We start from the raw sequence: 22109 nt of genomic DNA, 5'->3' as shown, positions 1-22109 counted from the left end.
ACATCGCTGGGCATGAGGCGGAAAGCGGTCGATCAGCTAGGCACCGGACGGACGCGATCGTCCGCAGGCACCGGACGGGAAGCAGCCGGTCACCGTCGCCGGGTCCGACGTGAGCGGTCGCCGGACAGCGGCGTGACGCGTTCGCTCGTCGAGGCGGGGCGCGGCGGGGTGAGGTCCGAGGTCGTCGACGGGTCGAGCGCCGACTCGCGGATCACCGACCGGTCCGGCTGACCTCAGTAGTGCGGGGGGACGTCCTGGCGCAGGCGCGCGTCGTTCGGGCCGGTGTCGGGGCGCGCGGGCGGCGCGGAGGGGTCGGCGATCGGAGCGTCGTGCGGGGACGGATCGGTGCCGGGCTTCGCGGGGAGCGTCGCCCGCCGACCGCCGCGGGTGCGCCGCAACGGGCGGTCGGCACCCGCGGGGGCGTCGGGATCCGGCGCCACGATCAGTCGCGCGGCAGCGGCTCGACGGGCTGCGTCTCCCCCGACGCCGGAGCGGCGGCGGCGGCAGGAGCGGCAGGAGCAGCAGGAGCCTCGCCGGCGGCGGGAGCAGCGGTCTGCTCCTCCCCCGCGGTCGCACCGATCAGCCCGGCCACCCGCGCGGCCACGGCCTCGGGGTCGGCGAACAGCTCGAAGTTGTGCACCCGCAGGTAGTGCCAGCCCAGCCGGCGCAGCAGCTCCGGACGCAGGCGCAGCGACACGCGCAGGCTCTGCGTGCTCACGTCGCGGTCGGTCTCGACCACCACGGCACGGGTCCCGTGCGCGGCGACGAGGGCCAGCTTGCCCTTGTGCCCGATGTTGACCCGGAGTCCGCGGCGCTCGAGGCGCGCGGCGAGATCCACCAGCATCGGCTCCGAGTAGTCGTCGCGGTCGCTCGGCTGGACGCGGTCCTCCGCCTCCTGCAGCACCTGCGCGAGCGCGACCATGCCGTAGCGCATGCGCGACTCGTCGATGTCGCCCGGGCGGAAGCACGAGACGATGTCCATCGAGCGGCGGGCACGGGTCATCCCGACCGCCAGCAGGCGCTCTCCGCCCGGCTCCGCGAGAGCGCCGAAGTTCGACAGCAGGCGGCCGTGGGGCGTCCGGCCGTAGCCGATCGAGAAGATGACGCGGTCGCGGCTCTGCGCGACCGACTGCTCCAGCGTCACGACGGCGAAGGGCTCGGGACGGTCGCCGAGGATGAAGTCGCTCAGATCGGTGCGCTTGGCGAAGGCCGTCAGCACCGCCTGCTGCACCCGCACGGCGTGGCGAGGACTCGCGGTGATGACCATCAGCGACTCGCGCGGACGGATAACCGCGTGCTCGAGCACCAGCTCGACCACCTTCGCGACCTCGGCGTCGACGGACTCGACGGCTCCGGAGTCGTTCTCGGGCATGCCGTGCCCGCTCGCGATGTAGTGGAAGCGGAGCGAGTCGTGTCCGAGGAACGAGCCGGCCCAGGGCAGCGAGTCGATGCGGCCGCCGTAGAAGCGGCGGTTGACCAGCTCGGCCAGGTCCTCGCCGCCCGCGCGGTAGCTGCGGGTGAGCGTGACGGTGTTGAGCAGCTCGCCGAGTCGGGCGAGCGCCGACTGGGCGTGCAGCGCCTCGACGTCGGTCCGCGAGGCGGTGGAGCCGAACTCCGGCGTCTCGTCGACGCGCAGGCCGAAGGGAGTGGGGGTCTGCGTGACCGGGTCGCCGAACGCGACGACCTGCTTGGCCCGGCGGATCGCTCCGACGTTCTCGGCCAGCGTGGTCGCCCCGGCGTCGACGAGGAACACCGCGTCGAAGGTCGTCTCGGTGCCGATGCGGTGCACCTCGTACGGCGAGGCGAGCCAGGCCGGAGCGAGCACGCGCGAGAGGTGCGGAGCGGCCTTCTGCAGCTCCTGAGGGGTCGTCGCCGCCTCGGTCCGCAGCAGCGCGCGCAGCGCGTCGCGCTCCTGCGGCCAGTCGACGAGCCCGATCTTCCAGGTCTCGGAGAGCTTCCAGGCCAGCAGCTCGGCGCTCGAGGCGGCGTGCGCCTCGTCGACGAGCTTGAAGTCGGCCTCGAGCCGGTCGAGCACGCTCGTGTTGCCGCCGAGCAGCGCACGCTCGTCGGTCAGCATGATCTCGAGCGCCGAGCGCCACCAGGCCAGGTCCAGCTCGCCCGCGACCAGCTCGGCCGGCACGTGGCGGCGCGAGAGATCGGTGAGCAGCGGGTCCAGGCCCCAGTCGCGGAGGGTGGCGAGGAGGGTCGTCCGCTCCTGGAGGTTGGCGAGCACCTCGCTGTCCTCGGCGAGGCCGGACACCATCGAGGCCAGCTCCGCGAGAGGGAGCGAGGCGAGCTGCAGGTTCGTCCCGCGGCGGCCGAGCGGCTCGTCGAGACGGCTCAGCTGGTCGGTCACCTGCTGGTAGGCAACCTGCACGTCGGCGACGCCGACCGGGACCTCGGGGATCGTGCCGGCGACCGCGTAGCGCTGCCACAGCGTCCGCTGCTGCTGCACCCGGCGGAGCGCCGCGTTCAAGTCGGTGACGTGCGCGCCGGGACGCAGGTACTCGCGGGCGAGCTTCTTCAGGCGCCGGCGGTTGGTGGACGACATCTCGGCGGCCTCGCGGCGCGGCGAGGTGGCGACGATGAGGTCCTGGATCGAGCGGTCGAAGACGGCCGGCTGGAACTTGTCCAGCGTCTCGCGGACGTCCTGCAGCAGACGCAGGTAGATGCCGAGCTCGGCGACCGACTCGAACGGGCGCATCCGCGTCTGGCCGATGACGTCCTGGGCGCGGTCGAGCAGGCGCGGCAGGTCGCGCAGGTGCAGGCGCTTGGCCAGCTCGTGGGCGATCTCGGCGTCGGCGGTGGAGTCGAACTGGGCCCCGTACCAGGGCGAGTCGCCCGGGCCGTAGCGGAATTCGCCCAGGCGCGCCGACTCGATCAGCATCCGGGTCGCCTCGGGGCGGCTGTGCGCGAGAGCGGTGACGGAGCGGCGGTCGAGGCGGGCGGCGGTCGACGGGGGCGTCCGCAGCTGCGAGAGGCGGGCGAGCTCCTCGAGCGCCTGCAGCGCCGAGACGCCGAAGCTCTCGTCGCGCCGGGAGAGCGCGCCGCGGTAGTCGAGCAGCACCTTCCGCAGCCGGAGCAGGGCGTCGTCGATCTCGCTGACGGAGGGGCGCGCGGCCTTCTCGTTGCGGCCGATCGACTGGATGAGGTCGCGGCGGAGCGTGCGGGGCCCGACCGCGATGCCGCCCAGGCCCGCCGAGAGCAGGCGCTGGTGGATGCTGTCGAGGCTCGACCGGCGAGCGCTGACGACCAGCACGCGCTTGTGCTGGGCGGCCAGGGCGCCGATCGCGTTGACGATGGTCTGGGTGCCGCCCGTGCCGGGGAGGGTCTTCACGACGAGCGAGTTGCCGGCCGCGATGTTCGCGATCACCTGCTCCTGCTCGGCGTCCGCGTCGAGGAGGAGGTTGTCGGTCGCCGGAGGACGCTCGTCCTGCGGGATGATCGACGCCACCTTCTGCGACTGCTGCAGCGCCCGCTTGGCGGCCGGGTTCCCGGCGACGGCGTCGAGGACCGGGTGCTCGAGCATCCGGGCGTCGCGGAGCATGTCGCCCGCCACGTCGGCGAAGCTCGAGACCACGAGGCGCGGGTGCACGGCGAACCACGGCAGGTGCGAGGTCAGGCCGCGCAGCTGGTCGATGACCGGCTGCGGCTTGAAGACGCCGTTCTGCACGGCCAGCTCGACGAACTGCTCGGGGTCGATCGTGATGCCGAACTGCTGCTTGAGGGCGCGCGCGAGCTGCGGGTTGAAGTAGGGCTGGCCCTTGAGCTTGAGCTCGAAGTCGCGGCCGTAGCGGCGGATGGCGAGCGGGCGCAGGAGCACGGGAGCGGTGAACTCCGTGTCGCCGGCGCGCCACTGGGCGAGGCCGATGGCGAGGTGGACGCCCTCGATGCCGCGGACCGAGCGCAGCTCGATCCCCTTGTCGGTGATCGCGCCCGCGGCGTTCTTCGCGGTGCGCAGGGCGAGCTCGTCGCGGATGAGCGAGGAGAGGAGCGTCGTCTTGCCCGAGATGAACGGGGGCAGCCCGCCGGGGTGCGTGGTCGAGAGCTCGATGCGCGTCCGGGGCGAGTCCACGAAGTGGAGCAGGGGCGACGGACCGCCGACCTTGGCGAGCTCGTCGCGCCACGACTGCCACACCGGATCGGCCACGTTGCCGCCCTGGTAGCCGGCCTCGCCGCTCGTCACCTGCACGGGAGAGGTCGCCGTCGGGGAGAGCCGATGCGCGGACGCCTCCCCCTGGTCACCGGATTCGGGTGAGGTCGCCACCGGTCCGGCTCCTGGGAAATCGTCGACTCGTTGCACACGGACACCCTAAACCGGGCACCTCCGAAAGGCCGTAGCGACGCGGGTCGGCGGCACGGCACCTCCGAACGGCTCACCGGGCCGGAGCATCGGAGGCACGCGGAGCGCCGGGTCGGATCGGCGAGCGCGCCCGCCCGATCGGGGCGGGCGGGGCTCAGGAGGGCCAGACGGCCAGGGGCGGCGCCGTCTCGACCCGGCGCTCGTCACCGACCACGCGGATCCGGCTGCTCACGCGGTCGTGCCCGGCGGCCGCGGCGACCGCGGTCATGACGAGCCGGGCGTGGTCGCGCGTGAGATGCCCGAAGGCGCTCCGCAGATCGACGGGGCGGCCGGTGGCGAGCGACACGGCGATGCGCGCGACCGCCTCCTCCGAGAGGTCGAGGAGGCACGCCTGCTCGGCGAGGACGGCGAAGTCGATCCGCGGCGCGGCCTCCGTGGCGGCACCGGCCGCCCACGAGTGCTCGGGGCGGAGGCATCCGGCGCGGACGAGGAGCTGCTCCGCGGCCTCGAGGCCGGGCCCGGCGAGGACGGGGATCATGCCGCGGTCCGCTCGGCGCGGCGCCCGGAGGCGCGGACCCCGACGGACACGACGGCCGACAGCAGGCAGGCGACGCCGGCGATCAGCGGCGCGAGCCAGCCGAGGACGCTCACCTCGTCGACGTCCGCGCCGAAGTACTGCCAGTGCGCGATGGCGTAGACGAAGAGGGAGAAGAAGCAGAGCGCGACGCCCGTGAGCGCCGACACCAGGTCCGCCGGACGGACGAGGGGCTCGTGCTCCGCCGAGGCGGCCTGCTCAATAGCGGGCTCGGTGAGGGCGGCGGGCGGGACCTGCGGGAGGGTCGCGGTGGCGGGGTGCTGCGTCATGTCTCCGAGGCAACCAGCCGCGCAGTGTCACGGTCGTCACTCGCTGGCATGACGTCCTGAGCCGAGCGGATGGTGGCGCGGTCGGCCGGTCAGGGAGCGACGGGGACGTCCGCTCGGGCCGGTCGGCGTCCGAGCGACGACTGGAACCGCAGCAGGTACCCGTCGGGATCGGCCACCACCAGCTGACGGACGCCCGCCTCCTCCGCTCCGACCCGGTACCAGCGGGTCTCGAGCGGCGAGAACAGCGGCGTCCCGGCCTCGGCGAGCGCCGCTGCCGTCCGGTCGGCGTCGTCGACGTGCAGCTGCAGGTTCATCCCCCGGCCGAACGGGCGCTCCAGCGGTGCCGCGATCCAGTTGCGGCCCCGCCCCGCCTCTTCGAGCATCACGTGCGCGGAGCCGAGGACCGGGTACGCGAAGCCCTCCTCGGGCCGGGCGTAGTGGATCCGGAACCCGCAGGGACCGCACCAGAACCCCAGGCTCCGGTCGAGGTCGGCGACGAGCAGCTCGGGGACGAGATCGGGATCGGCCATCCGCGCGGTCTACGCCTCGGCGCCCTCGGGGCGCTTCGTGCGGCCCGGGAGCAGGAGCAGGCCCGAGACGCCCACGACGATCAGCAGGATGGCCGCGACCGTGACGAAGGAGGCCAGCGCCAGCACGGGCATGATGATCGTCAGGACGCCCGCGATGACCGAGGCGATCCCTGCCGCGATCGGCAGCCACGCGGGGCCGGCGACGGTGCGGCCGCTGGTGATGCTCGAGACGCCGTCGAGGATCCAGCCCGCGCCGATCACGAGGCCCAGGACGCTCAGCGACTCGAACGGGTTCGACAGGCACAGGATGCCTGCGACCAGGATCAGGGCGCCGAGCAGGCCCGCGAGCCAGCGCACCCGGGCATCGAGCCGCGAGGCGGTGAAGGCCAGCAGAAGGCGGAAGACGCCCGCGGCGATCAGGTGGATGCCGAAGACGATGGCGACGGTCAGCAGCGTCGGACCGGGGATCAGGACGGCGATGACGCCGAGCACGATCGCGATCAGCGAGACGGCGATGATCCACCAGCGCTCGACGGAGGTGCGGGACATCGTGGGCGCGGCGGTCTCGGACATGGCGTTCCTTCGCGTCGGGGAGTGCGGACCCCTCGAACGTTAGGGCACCGGGGCGGGGTGGCGCGGGGCCTTGCGCCCGCCCGCCCGTGGACGCAGGTCAGTGGCGCGATCCGGTGCGCGCCGCGGCACGGTGCCGCCGCACGCGGCGCACCACGAGCGCGAGCAGCAGCACGCCGAACGCGCTGTAGATGATCGCGTCGAGCACGCCCGCATACTGGTCGACGAGCTCGTACTGCGTACCCAGGGCTGCGCCGAGGCCGATCAGCAGGCCGTTCCAGACGCCGGAGCCGAGGATCGTCAGTCCCGAGAACAGCAGCAGGTTCATCCGCTCGGCCCCCGCGGGGAGCGAGATGAGGCTGCGCACGCCCGGGATGAGGCGACCGAAGAGGACCGCCCAGGTGCCGTGCCGGCGGAACCAGCCGACCGCCTTCTCGAAGTCCTCGCGGTCGACCAGCGGGAGCTTGGAGAGCAGGCGGATCGAGCGCTCCGTGCCGATGCGGTGGCCGAGCGCGTAGAGGATCAGGCCGCCGAGGTAGGCGCCGAGGGTCGCCGTGATCACGACCAGCACCAGGTTCATCCGGCCCTGCTGGGCGAGGAAGCCGGCCAGCGGCAGCACGAGCTCGCTCGGGATCGGCGGGAACACCGTCTCGATCAGCGTCAGCAGGCCGACGCCCGCCTCTCCGAGCGCGGCGATCACCCGCGCGGCGACGCCGACGAGTCCGGAGAGCTCGTCGATGCTGTCGGAGGAGGAGGCGGTCGCCACGGAGGCGGGGGCGAGGGCGAGGGTCGCGATCGTCATGACTGAGAAGCTACTCAGTCCGCGGAGCGCGCACCTGGGAATCCGGCGGCCCGCTCAGGGGCGGCCGGTGAGCACGACGGTGTCCGATCCCTGCAGCCGCACCTCGACCGAGGCGATCTCGGAGAGCGGGAGCCCGGTGGCGAGGCTGGGCTCCATCGTCGTCCCCGGCGCGCTCGTCCACGATCCGACGGCCTCGGTGCCGCCCGAGGTGTCCGTGACGTAGAGGACGTATCCGGCCGAGCCCGCGTACTGCTCGGCCGTGTCGGCCCAGCTGCAGTCCATGTCGATCCGCGTGCCCCACTGCTGCGGCACGAATCGCACGGAGGCCTCGACGGGGACGCCCGGAGCCGCGGCGAGCGAGACGGTCGAGCCGACGGTCTCGACAGGGGCGAGGGACGGACCGATCGCGAGCGGCAGGGCGACGGCGGCGGCGGCCGAGACGCCCGCGGCGGCGAGCACCAGGCCCGCGATGCGCAGCCGGGTGCGGCGGCGGACGGAGTCGGTGGCCGCGGCGAGGCGGGTCAGCAGTGCCGCCGGAGCCGGATCGCCGGCCGCCTCCGGCTCCTCGACCAGGCGCATCGCCTCGTCCTGGGGCAGGTGGGCCAGCAGGCCCGGCAGCGGGACGAACTCGGCGAGGGACTCGCGGCAGCCGGGGCAGGCGCGCAGGTGCAGCTCGTACTCGCGGCGGTCGGCAGCGGTCAGGGATCCGAGGAGGTACGCGGCGTCCCAGTCGCGGAAGGGGTCGTCATGCCGGTCGTCGGAGGAGGGGTCGCGGCTCACAGCTCCGTCACCCCCCGCTCCTGCAGTGCGAGCTTGAGGGCCCGCATCCCGTAGTGCATCCGCGACTTGACGGTGCCCGGGGCGATCCCCAGCAGCGCGGCGATCTCGGTGACCGTGCGGCCGCCGTAGTAGGCGTGCACGATGACCGCGCGGTGGTCGTGGCTCAGTCCGCTGAGCGCGTCCGAGAGCAGCCAGGCGTCGAGCACCTGGTCGGTGCGGTCGGCGGTCGGGCGCTCGGGGACCTCGTCCGTGCCCAGCTCCCGGGCGTAGCGGGCGCTGCGGCGGTCGTCGATGACGAGGTTCCGGGCCACGGTGTAGAGCCAGGAGCGGGCGGCGGCCTCGCCCTGGGCGAGGATCTCGGGGTGCTTCCAGGCGCGCAGCAGCGCCTCCTGCACGACGTCCTCCGCCATCTGGCGGTCGCCGGTCAGGCGCAGCACGAACCGCCAGAGCGCGCTGGCGTGCTCGTCGTGCAGCGCACGCAGCATCTGGGCCTGATCCTCGGACATCTCCACCTCTTCCTGCACCAACGTAACGGGGGCCCGAACGGTTCAGCCGGTTCGCGCGAGCGGCCGCACTCTGGTACTCCGGAGTCGATGACCTTCCCCGATGCCGACGACGCCGCCCGCGTGCGCTCCTTCCTCCGCGACAACCGCTCGCGGATGCTCGACGACGTCCGGCACCTCGTGATGATCGAGAGCCCCAGCGACTCCCTCGAGGCGCTCGGCGAGCTGCACGCCTTCCTGGTGCACTGGGTGGGAGAGCGGCTCGGGCACGACGCCGACGTGCAGCACCAGCGTGCGCAGGACGCGCCGACCGCGACCAGCTGGACCGTCCCGGCGAGCGGCGGCGCGAGACCGCACCGCGGCACGCGTCCGTTCGTGGCGCTGCTCGGCCACTACGACACGGTGTGGCCCCTGGGCACGACCCGCTCCTGGCCCTTCGCCGTCGACGGCGACCGCCTGAGCGGACCGGGCAGCTACGACATGAAGGCCGGGCTGGTGCAGATGGTGTGGCTGGTGGCCGCGCTCCGCCACGCCGGCGTCCCGCATCCGGCCGTCCGCCTGGTGATGAGCGGGGACGAGGAGATCGGCAGCGCCGCCTCCCGCCCGTTCCTGGAGCGGCAGTGCGCGGGCGCCGACGCGGTCCTGGTGTTCGAGGGCGCGATCGGCGACGCGGTCAAGACGGCGCGCAAGGGCATCGGGCGCTTCGTGATCGACGTGGTCGGGGTCGAGGCGCACGCCGGGGTCGAGCCGGAGAAGGGGGCGAGCGCGATCCACGAGCTCGGCTCGCTGATCCCGCGGGTGCTGGCGATCGCGCGGGAGGAGGAGGGCACCTCGGTCAACATCGGAGTGGTCTCCGGCGGCTCGCGGGTCAACGTGACGACGGCCCGCGTGCGCCTGGAGCTGGAGGCGCGGATCCGCGGATCCGCCGAGGCCGCGCGCGTCGAGGCCGAGCTCGACGCGCTCGCCGCCGCCGACCCGCGCATCCGGCTGGAGGTGCGCGGCTCCTGGGAGCGGCCCGTCTTCGAGCGGACCGCCTCCGTCGCCGCGCTCTACCGCAGGGCCGAGCGGGTCGCGAAGCGGATCGACGTCCCCCTCCGCGAGATCGCGGTCGGCGGGGCGAGCGACGGCAACCTCGTCGCCGCGCTGGGCCTGCCGGTCCTCGACGGGCTCGGCGCCCCGGGCGAGGGGGCGCACGCGCGCAGCGAGGCGATCGGCATCGAGGGCATGCTGGAGCGGACGGCGCTCGCCGCGCTGCTGGTCGCCAGCTTCGGCGACGAGCACTGACCGGCTGCAGAGGAAGGACGAGCGGATGACCCTGTACGAATCGCGCCCCGTGGGCGTCGTGATCGAGGCTCCGGCCGCGGAGGTGTACGCCTTCGTCTCCGACCCGGCGAACCTCCCGCGGTGGGCCGCGGGCCTCGCCTCCTCCGCGCTCGAGCAGGTCGACGGACGCTGGTTCGCCGACTCGCCGATGGGCCGGGTCGAGGTGCGCTTCGCCCCGCAGAACCCGTTCGGCGTCGCGGACCACGAGGTCACGCTCCCCGACGGGACGGTGGTGGACAATCCGCTCCGGGTGCTCGTGAACGGGAACGGCGCCGAGGTGGCCTTCACCGTGCGGCGGCGCCCCGGGATGAGCCTCGACGACTGGGACGAGGACTGCGCGCGGGTCGCGGACGACCTCGAATCGCTCCGGCTGCTGTTCGAGCGCGGGGCGCTGTAGGTTCGTCACAGCTCCGGCGCAGGGCCGGCACCCGTGAGAACGAGGACGCGATGACCTCCCCCGATCGTCCGAGCACCCGCCCCGCAAGCGGCATCGAGCTCAACGGCCTCGACACGATCCAGGAGTCGGAGCGGCACGGCCGCCCTCGCGACCTGTTCTGGCCGTGGTTCGCCGCGAACGTGTCCGTGCTCGGGCTGAGCTACGGCTCCTTCCTCCTCGGCTTCGGCCTCTCCTTCGGGCAGGCGACGCTCGTCAGCGTGATCGGGATCGTCGTCTCGTTCCTCTTCTGCGGTCTGGTCGCCGTCGCCGGCAAGCGCGGCTCCGCCCCGACGATGGTGCTCAGCCGGGCGGCCTTCGGGGTCGACGGCAACCGCCTCGTCTCGGTGATCTCCTGGCTGCTCACGGTGGGCTGGGAGACGGTGCTGGCCTCCCTCGCGGTGCTCGCGACGGCGACGGTGTTCGAGGAGTTCGGCTGGGACGGGGGCGTGCTCACCAAGGTGGTCGCGCTGATCGTGGTCGCCGCGCTCATCGTGATCGCCGGGATCGCGGGCTTCCGCCTGATCATGCGGCTCCAGCTCGCGATCACCGTCGCGACCGCCGTGCTGACCGTGGTCTACGTCGTGCTCGTCCTCGACCGGATCGACCTCGCCGCCGTCGGCGCCCTGCCCGCGGGCTCGGCCGCCGCGGTCATCGGCGGGCTCGTGTTCATGATGACCGGCTTCGGGCTGGGCTGGGTGAACGCCGCGGCCGACTACTCCCGCTACCTCCCCCGCGGTGCCCGCACGAGCGGAGTGATCGCGTGGACGACGATCGGCGGAGCGGTCGCGCCCGTCGTGCTGGTGGTCGTCGGCCTGCTGCTGGCCGGCTCCTCGCAGGAGCTCTCGGACGCGATCGCCGCGGACCCGATCGGAGCGCTCGCCGGGATCCTGCCGACCTGGTTCCTGCTCCCCTTCATCGTCGTCGCGCTGCTCGGCCTGATCGGCGGGGCCGTGATGGACATCTACTCCTCGGGCCTGGCGCTGCTCAGCACGGGGCTCAAGGTCTCGCGGCCGGTGGCCGCCGGGATCGACGGCGTGCTGATGGTCCTCGGAGCGGTCTACGTCGTGTTCGTCGCGGGCGACTTCCTCGGCCCGTTCCAGGGCTTCCTGATCACCCTCGGCGTGCCGATCGCGGCCTGGCTCGGCGTCTTCCTCGCGGACCTCCTCCTCCGTCGGCGCGACTACGACCAGGAGGCTCTGTACGACTCCCGCGGCCGCTACGGCAGCGTCTCGGCGGTCCCCGTGGCCCTCGTGCTGATCGGCGCGGTCGTCGGCTGGGGCCTGGTGGTCAACTACTCCCCCGGGTTCGAGTGGGAGGGCTACCTCCTCGGCCCGCTCGGCGGCCGAGGAGGCGACTGGGCCGGCGCCAATCTCGGCGTCCTCGTGGCGCTCGTGATCGGCTTCGCAGGGACGCTCGCGCTCTCGCGCGGGGCCGTCCGCCGCCAGGAGGCCTCGGCGTGAGCCTGCTCGTCGCGATCGACCTGCAGCACGTCTTCGCCGACGCCGAGTCGCCGTGGGGATCCGGCGGATTCGAGCGCGCGGCCGAGGGGACCCGCCGGCTCCTCCCGGCGTTCGGCGAGCGGGTCGTGACCACCCGCTTCGTCGCCCCGGAGCGGCCCGCCGGCGCGTGGATCCCCTACTACCGCGAATGGCCGTTCGCGCTCGTCCCCGAGAGCGACCGGCTCTACGAGCTCGTGGCCGGGTTCGAGGGCCATCGCACGATCACCGCCACGACCTTCGGCAAGTGGGGGCCCGAGCTCGAGGCCGAGCTCGACGACTCCCGCGAGCTCGTGCTCACCGGCGTCTCGACCGACTGCTGCGTGCTCTCGACGGCGCTGGCGGCCGCGGACGCCGGAGTGCGGGTCAGGGTCGCCGCGGACGCCTGCGCGGGCGCCTCCGAGGCCGACCACCAGCGCGCGCTCGACGCCATGTCCCTGTACGCGCCGCTGATCGAGATCACGACCGTGGACGCGGTGCTGGCGGACCTGCGCGACCGGGGCTGAGACCGCGGGCGGGACGCGAGCCGCTTCCGCCGGTCGGCCCCGCGCGTCGCGGGGAGACCCCGTCACCCGGCATGATGTCGGCATGTCCTCCACCGACGAGCGCGTCAGCCCGGCTTCCCGCACCCTGGTCATCGGCGAGGCGCTGATCGACATCGTCGAGCGCGACGGCAGCGCCACGGAGCACGTCGGCGGCTCCCCGGCCAACGTCGCCCTCACGCTCGCCCGACTCGGGCGACCCGCGACCCTCGTCACCGACATCGCCGACGACGAGCGCGGCCGCCGCATCAGCGCCCACCTCGAGGCCTCCGGAGTGGAGGTCCGGCACGGCGACTCGGAGCGCACCAGCACCGCTCGGGCGGTCCTCGCCGCGGACGGGTCGGCCCGCTACGTCTTCGACCTCTCCTGGAACCCGCCGGCGGCGGACCCGGAGGGCGCCTCCCACGTCCACACCGGCTCCATCGCGATCTTCCTCGAGCCGGGCGGATCCGCCGTGCTCGGGCTCCTCGAGGCTCTGCCCGCCGGAGTGACGGCGAGCGTCGACGCGAACATCCGTCCGGCTCTGGTCGGCGCGCACGCCGAGGCGCTCGCGCGCTTCGAGCGGATCGCCGCCGCGTGCGAGGTCGTGAAGCTCAGCGACGAGGACGCGGAGTGGCTCTACCCGACGATGCAGCTCGACGAGGTCCTCAGCAGGCTGCTCTCCCTCGGGTCGCAGCTCGCGGTCGTCACCCGCGGCGCGGAGGGACTGCTGCTGGCCTCGGCCGTCACGCGGGTGACCGTGCCCGCCGCCCGGATCGTGGTGGCGGACACGATCGGCGCCGGCGACTCCGCGATGGGCGCGATCCTCGACGAGGCGTTCCGCCAGGGCCTCGGCGCCGCGAACGGGATGCTGCTCGACGGCCCCGCCCTGCACGCGATCGGCCGCCACGCCGCGCACGTCGCCGGCATCACGACCTCCCGCTCCGGCGCGAACCCGCCCACCCGCGACGAGCTCTGAGGACCGGGGGCGGACCTTCTGCAGGACGCCCCTGGTGCTCGCGTCGGGACGCGGAGATACTGGGCGCACCTCGACGGAAAGGCGTGCCGTGCCCACTTCACTGAGCCCCTACATCGGCTTCGACGGCTCCGCGCAGGAGGCGATGGAGTTCTACCGGGACGTCCTCGGCGGCGAGCTCAGCTCCAGCCGTTTCGGCGACTTCGGGATGAGCGCGGATCCGGCCGACCAGGACCGGATCATGCACGCCCAGCTCGTCACGCCGAGCGGGATGATCCTGATGGGCTCCGACTCCCCCTCCTCGAGCCCGGCCGAGAGCGGCGCCCGCATCACGATCGCGCTCTTCGGCGACGACGACGCCGAGCTGAGCGGCTACTGGGACGGCCTGGCCGAGGGCGGCACGGTCGTCGAGCCGCTGGTCGCCTCGCCCTGGGGCGACCGCTTCGGGATGCTGGTCGACCGCTACGGCGTCGGCTGGATGGTGAACATCGCCGCTCCGCCGGCCTGACGCTCCTCCCCAGCGCGGGATCGGGGCACGCCTCCCCCGGGTGCGTCCACCCGTCCCGCCGGGCGCCGCGGCAGGCGCAGAATGGAGGGGCCGCTCCCGCTCCGGGAGCCGTCCCACCTCTCACGAAGGCTGCAGATGACGATCACGCTCGGGTACAAGGCATCGGCGGAGCAGTTCGGCGCCCGGGAGCTCGTCGAGCTCGCGGTCGGCGCCGAGCGGCACGGCTTCGAGACCGCGGTCGTCTCGGACCACTTCCAGCCGTGGCGGCACACGGGCGGGCACGCGCCGTTCTCCCTCGCCTGGCTCGCCGCGGCCGGTGAGCGCACCGCCACCATCACCCTCGGCACCTCCGTGATGACCCCGCACTACCGCTACAACCCCGCCGTCATCGCCCAGGCGTTCGGCACGCTCGGCGTGCTCTACCCCGAGCGGATCATGCTCGGCGTCGGCACCGGCGAGGCGCTGAACGAGGTCGCCACCGGCTATCAGGGCGCGGGCGAGCAGACCTGGCCCGACTTCAAGGAGCGCTTCGCCCGCCTGCGCGAGGCCGTGCGGCTGATGCGCGCGCTGTGGGCGGGCGACCGCGTCACCTTCGACGGCGAGTACTACTCCACGCACGAGGCGTCGATCTACGACAAGCCCGAGAGCGGCGTGCCGGTCTACATCGCGGCGGGCGGCCCCGTCGTCGCCAAGTACGCCGGCCGGGCGGGCGACGGCTTCATCTGCACGTCGGGCAAGGGCATGGAGCTCTACACCGAGAAGCTGCTCCCCGCCGTCGAGGAGGGCGCCGCGGCGGCCGATCGCGACTCCTCGACCATCGACCGCATGATCGAGATCAAGCTCTCCTACGATCCCGATCCGGCGCTCGCGCTCGAGAACACGCGCTTCTGGGCGCCGCTCTCGCTGTCGCCGGAGCAGAAGCACTCGCTGACCGATCCGGTCGACATGGAGCGCGCCGCCGACGAGCTGCCGATCGAGCAGGTCGCGAAGCGCTGGATCGTCGGCTCCGACCCCGAGGAGACGGTCGCGCAGATCAAGCCCTACGTCGACGCGGGCTTCACCCACCTGGTCTTCCACGCCCCGGGCGACGACCAGCAGCGCTTCTTCGACGCCTTCGAGCGCGACCTCGCGCCGCGGCTGCGCGCGCTCTGACCTCCCGCCTCCGCCACGACCCCCTTCGGAAGGGCCGCTCCCGCATGACCACGGCCACCCTGCTCGCCCGGCTCGACCGCGGCGAGGCGCTGACGCGCGAGAGAGCCGAGGAGCTCCTCGGCGCGCGCGGCGACGACCTCGACCTGCTGCTGGAGGCCGCCGGCCGCCTGCGCGACGACGGACTCGCCCGCCGCGGACGGCCCGGCGTCGTCACCTACTCGCGGAAGGTCTTCGTCCCGCTGACCAAGCTCTGCCGCGACCGGTGCCACTACTGCGTCTTCGTGGAGACACCGGGCGGGCTCGCGGCCAAGCGCGAGTCGACCTTCATGGAGCCGGAGGAGATCCTCGAGGTCGCCCGCGCCGGTGCCGCGCTCGGCTGCAAGGAGGCCCTGTTCACGCTCGGCGACCGCCCGGAGGACCGGTGGCCGATCGCCCGCGCCTGGCTCGCCGAGCACGGCTACGCCTCGACGCTCGAGTACGTGCGCGCGATGGCCGTCCTGGTGATGAGCGAGACGGGCATTGTCACGCACCTGAACCCCGGCGTGATGTCGTGGGCCGAGCTGCAGCGGCTCCGCCCGGTCGCGCCCTCGATGGGCATGATGCTCGAGACGACCGCCGAGCGCCTCTGGTCCGAGAAGGGCGGTGTGCACTACGGCTCCCCGGACAAGGACCCGGCGCTGCGCCTGCGCGTGCTCGAGGACGCGGGACGCAGCCGCATCCCCTTCACCACCGGCGTGCTGCTGGGCATCGGCGAGAACGCGGCGGAGCGGGCGGACGCCCTCTTCGCGATCCGCGAGTCCCACGAGCGGTGGGGCCACGTGCAGGAGTGCATCGTTCAGAACTTCCGCGCGAAGCCGCGGACGGCCATGCAGAACGAGGTCGACCTCGAGCTGCAGGAGTACGTGGCCAACGTCGCGGTCGCGCGCCTCGTGCTGGGCGCCGAGGCGACGATCCAAGCGCCGCCGAACCTCACCGACGAGCAGGAGCTCGGGCTGCTGCTGCGCGCCGGGGTCGACGACTGGGGCGGTGTCAGCCCGCTCACGGCGGATCACGTGAATCCGGAGCGCCCCTGGCCGAACATCGACGACCTCGCGCGGCTCACCGCGGCGGCCGGCTACCGGCTGCACGAGCGGCTGACCGCCCACCCGCAGTACCTCCGCGACTCGGCCACCTGGATCGATCCGCGTGTCGCTCCCTACGTCGAGGCGCTCGCCGACCGCGGGACCTGGCTCGCCGACGAGGCGGCAGCGGTCCTCCCCCGGCCCTACCGCGACTCGCTCGACGCCCTGCCCCGACCGGTCGCGCCCGCCCTCGGCGCCGTGCTCGCCCGGGCGGAGACCGACCCCGCCGGTCTCGAGGACGCCGACTACCTCGCCCTGCTCGCAGCCGACGGCGACGACCTCGACGCCCTCTCCGCTCTGGCGGACGACCTGCGGCACGACGCCGCCGGCGACGAGGTCTCGGTTGTCGTCAACCGCAACATCGACACCTCCCTCTGGGGAGCCGGCGGGCTGACCGTCGAGCGGCTGGAGGAGCTCGCCGACGAGGCGGTCGCGCTCGGCGCCACCGAGCTCTGCCTCCAGGGCGCGATCGGACCGGAGCACCCGGGCGACGATCTGCTGCTGATCGTCCGCACGCTGAAGCAGCGGCAGCCCTCGCTGCACCTGCACGCCTACCGGCCCGGCGAGATCCTCGAGGTCGCCCGGCGCACGGCCCGAACCCTGCCCGAGATGCTCGACGCTCTGCGCGAGGCCGGCGTGGACTCCGTCCCGGGGACCGCCGCCCGCATCCTCGACGACGACGTCCGCGCCGTCCTGAGCGAGGGGACGGACCCGACCGTGGCCGAGTGGCGGGAGGCGATCACGGCCGCGCACCGCAGCGGCCTCCGCTCCACCTCGACCATGGTCTACGGACACGTCGAGACCCCCGAGCAGCAGCTCGCGCACCTGCGCACGCTCGCGGCGATCCAGGACGAGACGGGCGGCTTCACCGAGTTCATCGCGATGCCCTTCGTCCCGGCGGAGGCGCCTCCCGCCGTGGTGCGCGCGAGCCGGGGCGGGCCGACCCTCCGCGAGACCCGCGCCGTGCACGCCGTCGCACGGCTCGTCCTCCACGGCCGGATCGCCCACGTGCAGACCGCCTGGACCAAGCTCGGACTGCACGCGGCGCAGGTCCTCCTCCGCGGCGGGGCGGACGACCTCGGCGGCCTGCTGCTCGACGGCGCCCTGCGGCCCGAGGCCGGAGCGGAGGCCTACCGCTCGCTCGACATCGCGACCGTCGCCCGGCTGAGCGGCGAGATCGGCCGCGGCTGGCGCCAGCGCACCACGACGTACGGCGTGGTCGCGCCGGAGAGGGCGCTGCGGGCGGAGCCCGTCGCAGCGGCGGGTCCGCAGCGGATGCGCCTCCCGGTCCACGGGACCCGCCGGGCGTCATGACCCGCTCCGAGTACCTGCGGCGCCAGGCCGATCTGGTCCGGGAGGAGCGGATCGAGTCGGACAGCGCCACCGTGCGGCTCCTGACCGCGGGCGCCGAGAGCCCGCGCGCGGTCCTGCTGCTGACCGGCGTCGGCCGGGGCGCGCGGAGCGACACCGGGCTGCTGCTGCCGATGCTGGCGCGGCGCCACCGCGTCGCCGCGCTCGAGCTCGCCGATCTCGGCGACCCCTGGCGCGACGGACCCGCCGCGGTCCGCGCCTCCCTGGACGCGCTCGGCGCCGAGGAGGCCGTCCTGATCGGCCACTCGCTCGGAGCCGCCGTGGCCCTCGCCGCGGGCGATCGGCGGGTGCGCGCCCTCGCCCTCGTGGCCGGATGGCTGCGCCCGACGGAGCGCCTCCTCCGCACGGCGCGCCTCTGGCCGATGCTGCCGCCCGACGCGCAGGAGGAGGCCGCTCGGCTCCTCGCCGTCCGCTCGGCCACCGCCTCCTCCCCGTGGGGCGCCGACGCCGCCAGGATGCTCGCCGCCTCCGCACGGGCCGACGTCGCTGCGGCCGCTATGGACTGCCGGGTTCCCGCCCTCGTGGTCGGCTGCTCCGCCGATGCCGTCGCAGGAGTCGAGGGCGCCGAGGCCCTGCTCGGCGCGATCGACGACGCCCGCTACGCCGTCCTCGACTCCGGTCACGCGGTGCTCGCCGAGCGGCCCGCCGAGCTCCTCGCCGTCCTCGAGCACTTCCTCGCCGATCCGCACCGCGACCCGGCGGGCAGCGTCCTGGCGAGGACGACGGTCTGATGGACGTCGACGTCGTCGTGATCGGCGCCGGGTTCGCCGGCCTCGGAGCCGCGGTCCGCCTGGAGCGCCGCGGCGGGACCTCGTTCGTCGTGCTGGAGCGCGCCGAGCGGATCGGCGGGACCTGGCGGGACAACGTCTACCCCGGGGTCTCCTGCGACATCCCCTCGCACCTCTACTCCTACTCCTTCGCCCCGGAGGCCGACTGGTCGGCGTTCTACGCCCCCGGGGCCGAGATCCAGGCCTACCTCGAGCGCGTCGTCGAGAAGGAGGGCCTGGCGCCGCGGCTCCGGCTGGGGACCGAGGTGCTCGAGGCGGTCTTCGACGAGGAGGCGCACCGCTGGCGGGTGCGCACCTCCCGGGGCGACTACTCCGCCGCGGTCCTCCTCGTCTGCGCGGGGCGCCTCTCCGAGCCCCGCCTCCCGGCCGTCCCGGGCCTGGATTCGTTCGCGGGTCCCGCCTTCCACTCCGCACGCTGGCGGGACGACGTCGATCTCGACGGGAAGCGCATCGGCATCGTCGGCTCGGGAGCCTCCGCCGTGCAGATCGTGCCGCACCTCGCCGAGCGCGCCGCCGAGGTGGTGCTCTTCCAGCGCTCGGCCCCGTACGTCGTCCCCCGCCGGAACCGCCCGTACCCGCCGGAGGAGCGCCGAGCCCTCTCCCGCGCGCCCGGGGCCCTAGCGAGGCTCCGCGAGGAGCTGTTCTGGCGCGCCGAGCTCGGCTTCGCCGGCCGCGTCGCCGTGCCCGAGGCCATCGACCGGCTGCGGGCGGAGGCGCTCGGCCACCTCGAGGCGCAGATCATCGATCCCGCGCTCCGCGCCGTGCTGACTCCGGACTACGAGATCGGCTGCAAGCGCGTGCTCCTCTCGGACGACTACTACCCCGCTCTCGCGCAGCCGCACGTCCGCGTCGTCCCCGGTCCGCTCCGGCGCCTCGAGGAGGGCGCCGCGCTCGGCGACGACGGCGTCCCGCACAGGGTCGACGTGCTCGTCTTCGCGACCGGCTTCCACTCCACGCGGCCGCCCTTCGCCCGGCGCATCCGCGGCCGCGGCGGCGTCCTCCTCGCCGACCGCTGGGCCGACGGCATGGTCGCGTACGAGTCGACCGCGGTCCACGGCTTCCCGAGCCTCTTCGTCGTCAACGGCCCCAACGCGAGCCTCGGCCACAACTCCGCGGTGCACATGATCGAGACGCAGATCGCCTACGTGCTCGCCGCGCTCGACCACCTCGCGGTCTCCGGCGCCGACCGGCTCGAGGTCACCGCCGAGGCCGAGGCCGCCTCCGTCGCCCGCCTCGACGCCCTCAGCGCCGACACCGTCTGGACCAACGGCGGCTGCGAGAGCTGGTACCTGGACGACAACCGGCGACTCACGCTGCTCTGGCCCGACTTCGCCTTCGCCTTCCGCGAGGAGCTCGGCCGGTTCGACCCCTCGGCCTACACGACCTGACCGCGGCTCGCTATCGTGACCGCATGACCGACCGCGTGCTCGCTCCCGAACCGCCCGCCGACGGCGCGAAGCCGAAGGGACCGGCCTCGTACTTCCCGAGCATCGAGAAGACCTACGGCCGTCCCGTCCAGGACTGGCTCGACCTCGCCGACGAGCGTCTGCGCTCCGAGCCGCACATGCAGGTCGTCACCTGGCTGAAGACCGAGCACGGCCTGGGCCACGGCCACGCCAACGCGATCGTCGCCTACGTCCGGGCCGCCCGCGCCTGACCGGCTCGCCCGTCGTCCGCACAGGCTAGGCCCGCCCGCCTCCCCGGACCACCCGTCGTCGGCGCCCGCGCCGTGCGGGGATAATCGGGGCATGCGCGAAGACGACGATGTCGATCTGGTGATCGACGCGTGGGCCGGGGCACTGCCCGACCTCGATTTCGCGCCTCTGGACGTCGTCTCCCGCCTCCGCCGGCTCAGCCCGCGCGTGCAGGAGGTGCGGCGGCAGTCCTTCGCCGTCAGCGATCTCGCCCCGTGGGAGTTCGAGCTCCTCTCGCTGCTGCGGCAGCGCGGGGAGGGCGGGATGACGCCCTCTGCCCTGGCCACGCACCTCGCGTTGTCCAGCGGCAACCTCGCCAGCCGCGTCGACCGCCTCGGGGCCCGCGGGCTCGTGGTCCGCGAGCAGAACGCCGCCGACTCGCGCAGCAAGATCGTCTCGCTCACCCCCCGGGGCACGAAGCGGGTCGACGAGGCGATGCGGAATCTCGTCGCCGCTGAGGGCGAGGTGCTCGCCGACCTGGACTCCGCGCAGGTGTCGGTCCTCATCGAGTGCCTGCGACGGATCAGCGACACCCTCGACCGACTGCAGTGACCCGCTACGCCCGACGAGCCTGAGAGGTCAAGCCCGTTCGGAGAGACGGGCACCGGACGTAGCGTGAAGCGTGCACGGTCGAGGCGTCAGCCACCCGTGCGGATGATCGCGAAAGCGGAGAGCACCATGACACAGATTTCTTCTATCCAACCCGCGCGATGGAGCCGGAACGGAGTCAGGATCGTCGTCGTTCCCGGGGCGGAGCTGCCCCGGTTCCGACTCGAGATCGACGCCCGACTGACCACCGCGCCCTCCCTCGTCCCCACCGGACCCTTCTCGACCGTCGAGGAGGCCGAGCGGGCCGCCGAGGTCGCCGCCGGCCTGCTGGGGGCCAAGATCCCGGCCTGAGCGAACACCCGTCGGAACGGTTCGGATCAGCCCGCGAGCTCCGCGAGCGATCCGGTCGGGACCGCGATCCACCCCTCGGCCTCCGCCGCTTCCTGCAGTTCGGGAGGCACCGGCAGGGTCGCGCCCAGGGCGTGGGCGCGGGCGTTGAGAGCGGCGACGACGGCGTCGAACGCGTCGTCGGAGCGGCTCATCAGCGCGAGCGCGGGCGCCGGCACATCGAGCCAGGGTGCGGCCCGTCGCAACGACTCCGCGGCGAGCGCCACGGCCTCCGGTCGCGTCTTGTACCCCGTGGTGTCCACTCCCCAGAGCCGCAGCGCCGCCGCCGGGTACGCCTCGACGAGCCGTCCGCGCCCGGAGCGGTCGACGTCCTCCCCGCTCGCGGCGAAGGCGTCGAGCAGCTCCGCGCAGCGCATCGCGGTCATCCCGAGCCGGTCGGTCGAGACGCTGAGCGGCCAGCGGCCGGTGACCTCGCGCGCCACCCGGTCCGTCTCGCGGTACGCGAGGCGGCGGCGCCAGTCGCGTCCCGCGAGCGTCCGCGGCGAGACCTCCCGTCGCGTGTGCGCGGAGACGAACGCCGCGAACTCCACCGGCCAGCCGAACGCGCAGTCGATCCCGATGACCGCCGCGTCCCGTGACGCCTCGACGATCGTCGCGTCCTCGGCGCCGAGTACGAGCGAGCGGACGACGGCCCGGCCGCCGGAGAACTCGAGGGCGGCGAGAGCGGTGCGCACCGGCTCCGCAGCGAGGTCGACACCGATCGTGAGCACGGGGACAGGGTAGGCGCTCCGGCGCTACGCTCGAGCGATGACGCCGCCCGCTCCCTCCTCCCGGGCGGAGTCGGCCCGCGTGCCGGTCGCGCTCCTCCGCCTCCTCGTGGCCGCCGCCGTTCTGGTGGCCGTGATCGCGACGGCCGTCGACACCGCCTCTCGGACGCCGCTGAACCCGTTCAACTTCTTCGGCTTCTTCACCATCCAGAGCAACATCGTGCTGGCCGTCGTGCTCGGAGCCACCGCCGTGCTCGCGCTCCGCCGCCGTCCCGCGCCCGGCGGGCTCCTACTGGTGCGGGGTGCCTTCACCGGGTACATCATCGTCGTCGGCCTCGTCTACAACACCCTCCTCACCGATGTGGCGGGCGGAGTGGCGCTGCCGTGGGCCAACACCGTCATGCATGTGCTGTTCCCCGTCTACGGACTGCTCGACTGGCTGCTGCTCGCGGATCGCCCTCCGCTGCCGTGGCGCAGGCTCTGGCTGGTCGTGGTCTACCCGATCGTCTGGCTCGTCGTGGTGCTGATCCGCGGAGCGACGGACGGCTGGGTGCCCTATCCGTTCCTGGATCCCGCGACCGGGTACGGGCAGGTGTCGGTGTTCGTCGTCGTGATCGCGGTCGCGTTCCTCGCGTCGGGGGCGCTGGTCTGGGCGATGAGCCGGCTGCGGATCGTGCCGGTGGCAGGCGGCTGAGAGGACGCTCGCC

General features: G+C 73.7%; 24 protein-coding genes. 14 read left to right on the top strand and 10 right to left on the bottom strand.

Going from position 1 to position 22109, the window contains the following annotated elements; genetic code table 11:
- Positions 1–233: 233 nt before the first annotated feature.
- From C5B92_RS02265 to C5B92_RS02225, 9 genes are all read right to left on the bottom strand, one after another.
- Entirely contained in the window at positions 234–440 is a 207-nt protein-coding gene (locus C5B92_RS02265; protein WP_104223221.1) for a hypothetical protein, read from the bottom strand.
- A 2-nt stretch (positions 441–442) separates the two neighbouring features.
- Positions 443–4267 (bottom strand): DEAD/DEAH box helicase, encoded by a 3825-nt coding sequence (locus C5B92_RS02260; RefSeq protein WP_374952906.1) that lies wholly within the window; start codon positions 4265–4267, stop codon positions 443–445.
- Between the two features lie 190 nt (positions 4268–4457).
- Positions 4458–4841: a hypothetical protein gene (locus C5B92_RS02255; protein WP_104255417.1), complete on the bottom strand. Its 384-nt coding sequence runs from the start codon at positions 4839–4841 to the stop codon at positions 4458–4460.
- Positions 4838–5167, bottom strand: coding sequence for a hypothetical protein (locus tag C5B92_RS02250; protein ID WP_104255418.1), 330 nt, complete (start codon positions 5165–5167; stop codon positions 4838–4840). The genes C5B92_RS02255 and C5B92_RS02250 overlap by 4 nt, the downstream gene beginning before the upstream one ends.
- An 89-nt stretch (positions 5168–5256) precedes the next feature.
- Positions 5257–5697: a VOC family protein gene (locus C5B92_RS02245; RefSeq protein WP_104255419.1), complete on the bottom strand. Its 441-nt coding sequence runs from the start codon at positions 5695–5697 to the stop codon at positions 5257–5259.
- A gap of 9 nt (positions 5698–5706) precedes the next feature.
- Entirely contained in the window at positions 5707–6270 is a 564-nt protein-coding gene (locus tag C5B92_RS02240; RefSeq protein ID WP_104232862.1) for an HdeD family acid-resistance protein, read from the bottom strand.
- A gap of 97 nt (positions 6271–6367) precedes the next feature.
- Positions 6368–7069 (bottom strand): DedA family protein, encoded by a 702-nt coding sequence (locus C5B92_RS02235; protein ID WP_104225072.1) that lies wholly within the window; start codon positions 7067–7069, stop codon positions 6368–6370.
- A gap of 54 nt (positions 7070–7123) precedes the next feature.
- Positions 7124–7849 (bottom strand): anti-sigma factor, encoded by a 726-nt coding sequence (locus C5B92_RS02230; RefSeq protein ID WP_104225071.1) that lies wholly within the window; start codon positions 7847–7849, stop codon positions 7124–7126.
- Entirely contained in the window at positions 7846–8355 is a 510-nt protein-coding gene (locus tag C5B92_RS02225; protein WP_104225070.1) for a sigma-70 family RNA polymerase sigma factor, read from the bottom strand. Before C5B92_RS02225 ends, C5B92_RS02230 begins: the two co-directional genes overlap by 4 nt.
- 87 nt (positions 8356–8442) lie before the next feature.
- Between C5B92_RS02225 and C5B92_RS02220 the strand changes: the two genes are divergently transcribed.
- The 13 genes from C5B92_RS02220 to C5B92_RS02160 all read left to right on the top strand — a co-directional run bounded on the left by C5B92_RS02220 (position 8443) and on the right by C5B92_RS02160 (position 20638).
- The gene (locus C5B92_RS02220; RefSeq protein WP_104238334.1) at positions 8443–9636 is read left to right on the top strand and encodes a M20/M25/M40 family metallo-hydrolase; all 1194 of its coding nucleotides are present in this window, start codon (positions 8443–8445) and stop codon (positions 9634–9636) included.
- A gap of 25 nt (positions 9637–9661) precedes the next feature.
- Complete coding sequence (locus C5B92_RS02215; protein ID WP_104225068.1) at positions 9662–10072, top strand: SRPBCC family protein; 411 nt, start codon at positions 9662–9664, stop codon at positions 10070–10072.
- 50 nt (positions 10073–10122) lie between these two features.
- Positions 10123–11571: a cytosine permease gene (locus tag C5B92_RS02210; protein WP_104255420.1), complete on the top strand. Its 1449-nt coding sequence runs from the start codon at positions 10123–10125 to the stop codon at positions 11569–11571.
- Positions 11568–12113: a cysteine hydrolase family protein gene (locus tag C5B92_RS02205; RefSeq protein WP_104255421.1), complete on the top strand. Its 546-nt coding sequence runs from the start codon at positions 11568–11570 to the stop codon at positions 12111–12113. The genes C5B92_RS02210 and C5B92_RS02205 overlap by 4 nt, the downstream gene beginning before the upstream one ends.
- Before the next feature lie 82 nt (positions 12114–12195).
- On the top strand, positions 12196–13107 hold the full coding sequence (locus tag C5B92_RS02200) for a carbohydrate kinase (RefSeq protein ID WP_104225065.1): 912 nt from the start codon (positions 12196–12198) through the stop codon (positions 13105–13107).
- An 88-nt stretch (positions 13108–13195) separates the two neighbouring features.
- Positions 13196–13612 carry a VOC family protein gene (locus C5B92_RS02195; RefSeq protein WP_104246718.1) on the top strand — a complete coding sequence of 139 codons (417 nt, stop codon included), beginning with the start codon at positions 13196–13198 and terminating at the stop codon, positions 13610–13612.
- A gap of 135 nt (positions 13613–13747) precedes the next feature.
- Complete coding sequence (fgd, locus tag C5B92_RS02190; protein ID WP_181028715.1) at positions 13748–14764, top strand: glucose-6-phosphate dehydrogenase (coenzyme-F420); 1017 nt, start codon at positions 13748–13750, stop codon at positions 14762–14764.
- Between the two features lie 44 nt (positions 14765–14808).
- Positions 14809–17199, top strand: a complete 2391-nt coding sequence (cofG, locus tag C5B92_RS02185; RefSeq protein ID WP_104350028.1) for a 7,8-didemethyl-8-hydroxy-5-deazariboflavin synthase CofG — start codon at positions 14809–14811, stop codon at positions 17197–17199.
- The gene (locus C5B92_RS02180; RefSeq protein ID WP_104255423.1) at positions 17196–17987 is read left to right on the top strand and encodes an alpha/beta fold hydrolase; all 792 of its coding nucleotides are present in this window, start codon (positions 17196–17198) and stop codon (positions 17985–17987) included. Before cofG ends, C5B92_RS02180 begins: the two co-directional genes overlap by 4 nt.
- The gene (locus C5B92_RS02175) at positions 17987–19432 is read left to right on the top strand and encodes an NAD(P)/FAD-dependent oxidoreductase (RefSeq protein ID WP_104225061.1); all 1446 of its coding nucleotides are present in this window, start codon (positions 17987–17989) and stop codon (positions 19430–19432) included. Before C5B92_RS02180 ends, C5B92_RS02175 begins: the two co-directional genes overlap by 1 nt.
- A 23-nt stretch (positions 19433–19455) precedes the next feature.
- Positions 19456–19701, top strand: a complete 246-nt coding sequence (locus C5B92_RS02170) for a DUF4287 domain-containing protein (protein WP_104225060.1) — start codon at positions 19456–19458, stop codon at positions 19699–19701.
- Positions 19702–19792: 91 nt separating this feature from the next.
- Positions 19793–20290, top strand: coding sequence for a MarR family winged helix-turn-helix transcriptional regulator (locus C5B92_RS02165; RefSeq protein ID WP_104255424.1), 498 nt, complete (start codon positions 19793–19795; stop codon positions 20288–20290).
- Between the two features lie 126 nt (positions 20291–20416).
- Complete coding sequence (locus C5B92_RS02160) at positions 20417–20638, top strand: hypothetical protein (protein ID WP_146076606.1); 222 nt, start codon at positions 20417–20419, stop codon at positions 20636–20638.
- A 26-nt stretch (positions 20639–20664) separates the two neighbouring features.
- Here C5B92_RS02160 and C5B92_RS02155 read toward each other — a convergent pair whose 3' ends face one another.
- Positions 20665–21405, bottom strand: coding sequence for a DUF429 domain-containing protein (locus C5B92_RS02155; protein ID WP_104246722.1), 741 nt, complete (start codon positions 21403–21405; stop codon positions 20665–20667).
- A 37-nt stretch (positions 21406–21442) separates the two neighbouring features.
- Here C5B92_RS02155 and C5B92_RS02150 point away from each other — a divergent pair, with 37 nt between their 5' ends.
- Positions 21443–22096 (top strand): Pr6Pr family membrane protein, encoded by a 654-nt coding sequence (locus C5B92_RS02150; RefSeq protein ID WP_104246723.1) that lies wholly within the window; start codon positions 21443–21445, stop codon positions 22094–22096.
- Positions 22097–22109 lie beyond the last annotated feature (13 nt).

The organism is Rathayibacter sp. AY1A4 (genome assembly GCF_002930955.1).
Lineage (GTDB): Bacteria > Actinomycetota > Actinomycetes > Actinomycetales > Microbacteriaceae > Rathayibacter.
The sequence above is the reverse complement of the archived record's forward strand: the minus strand, read 5'-3'. Positions and strand labels throughout refer to the sequence as shown.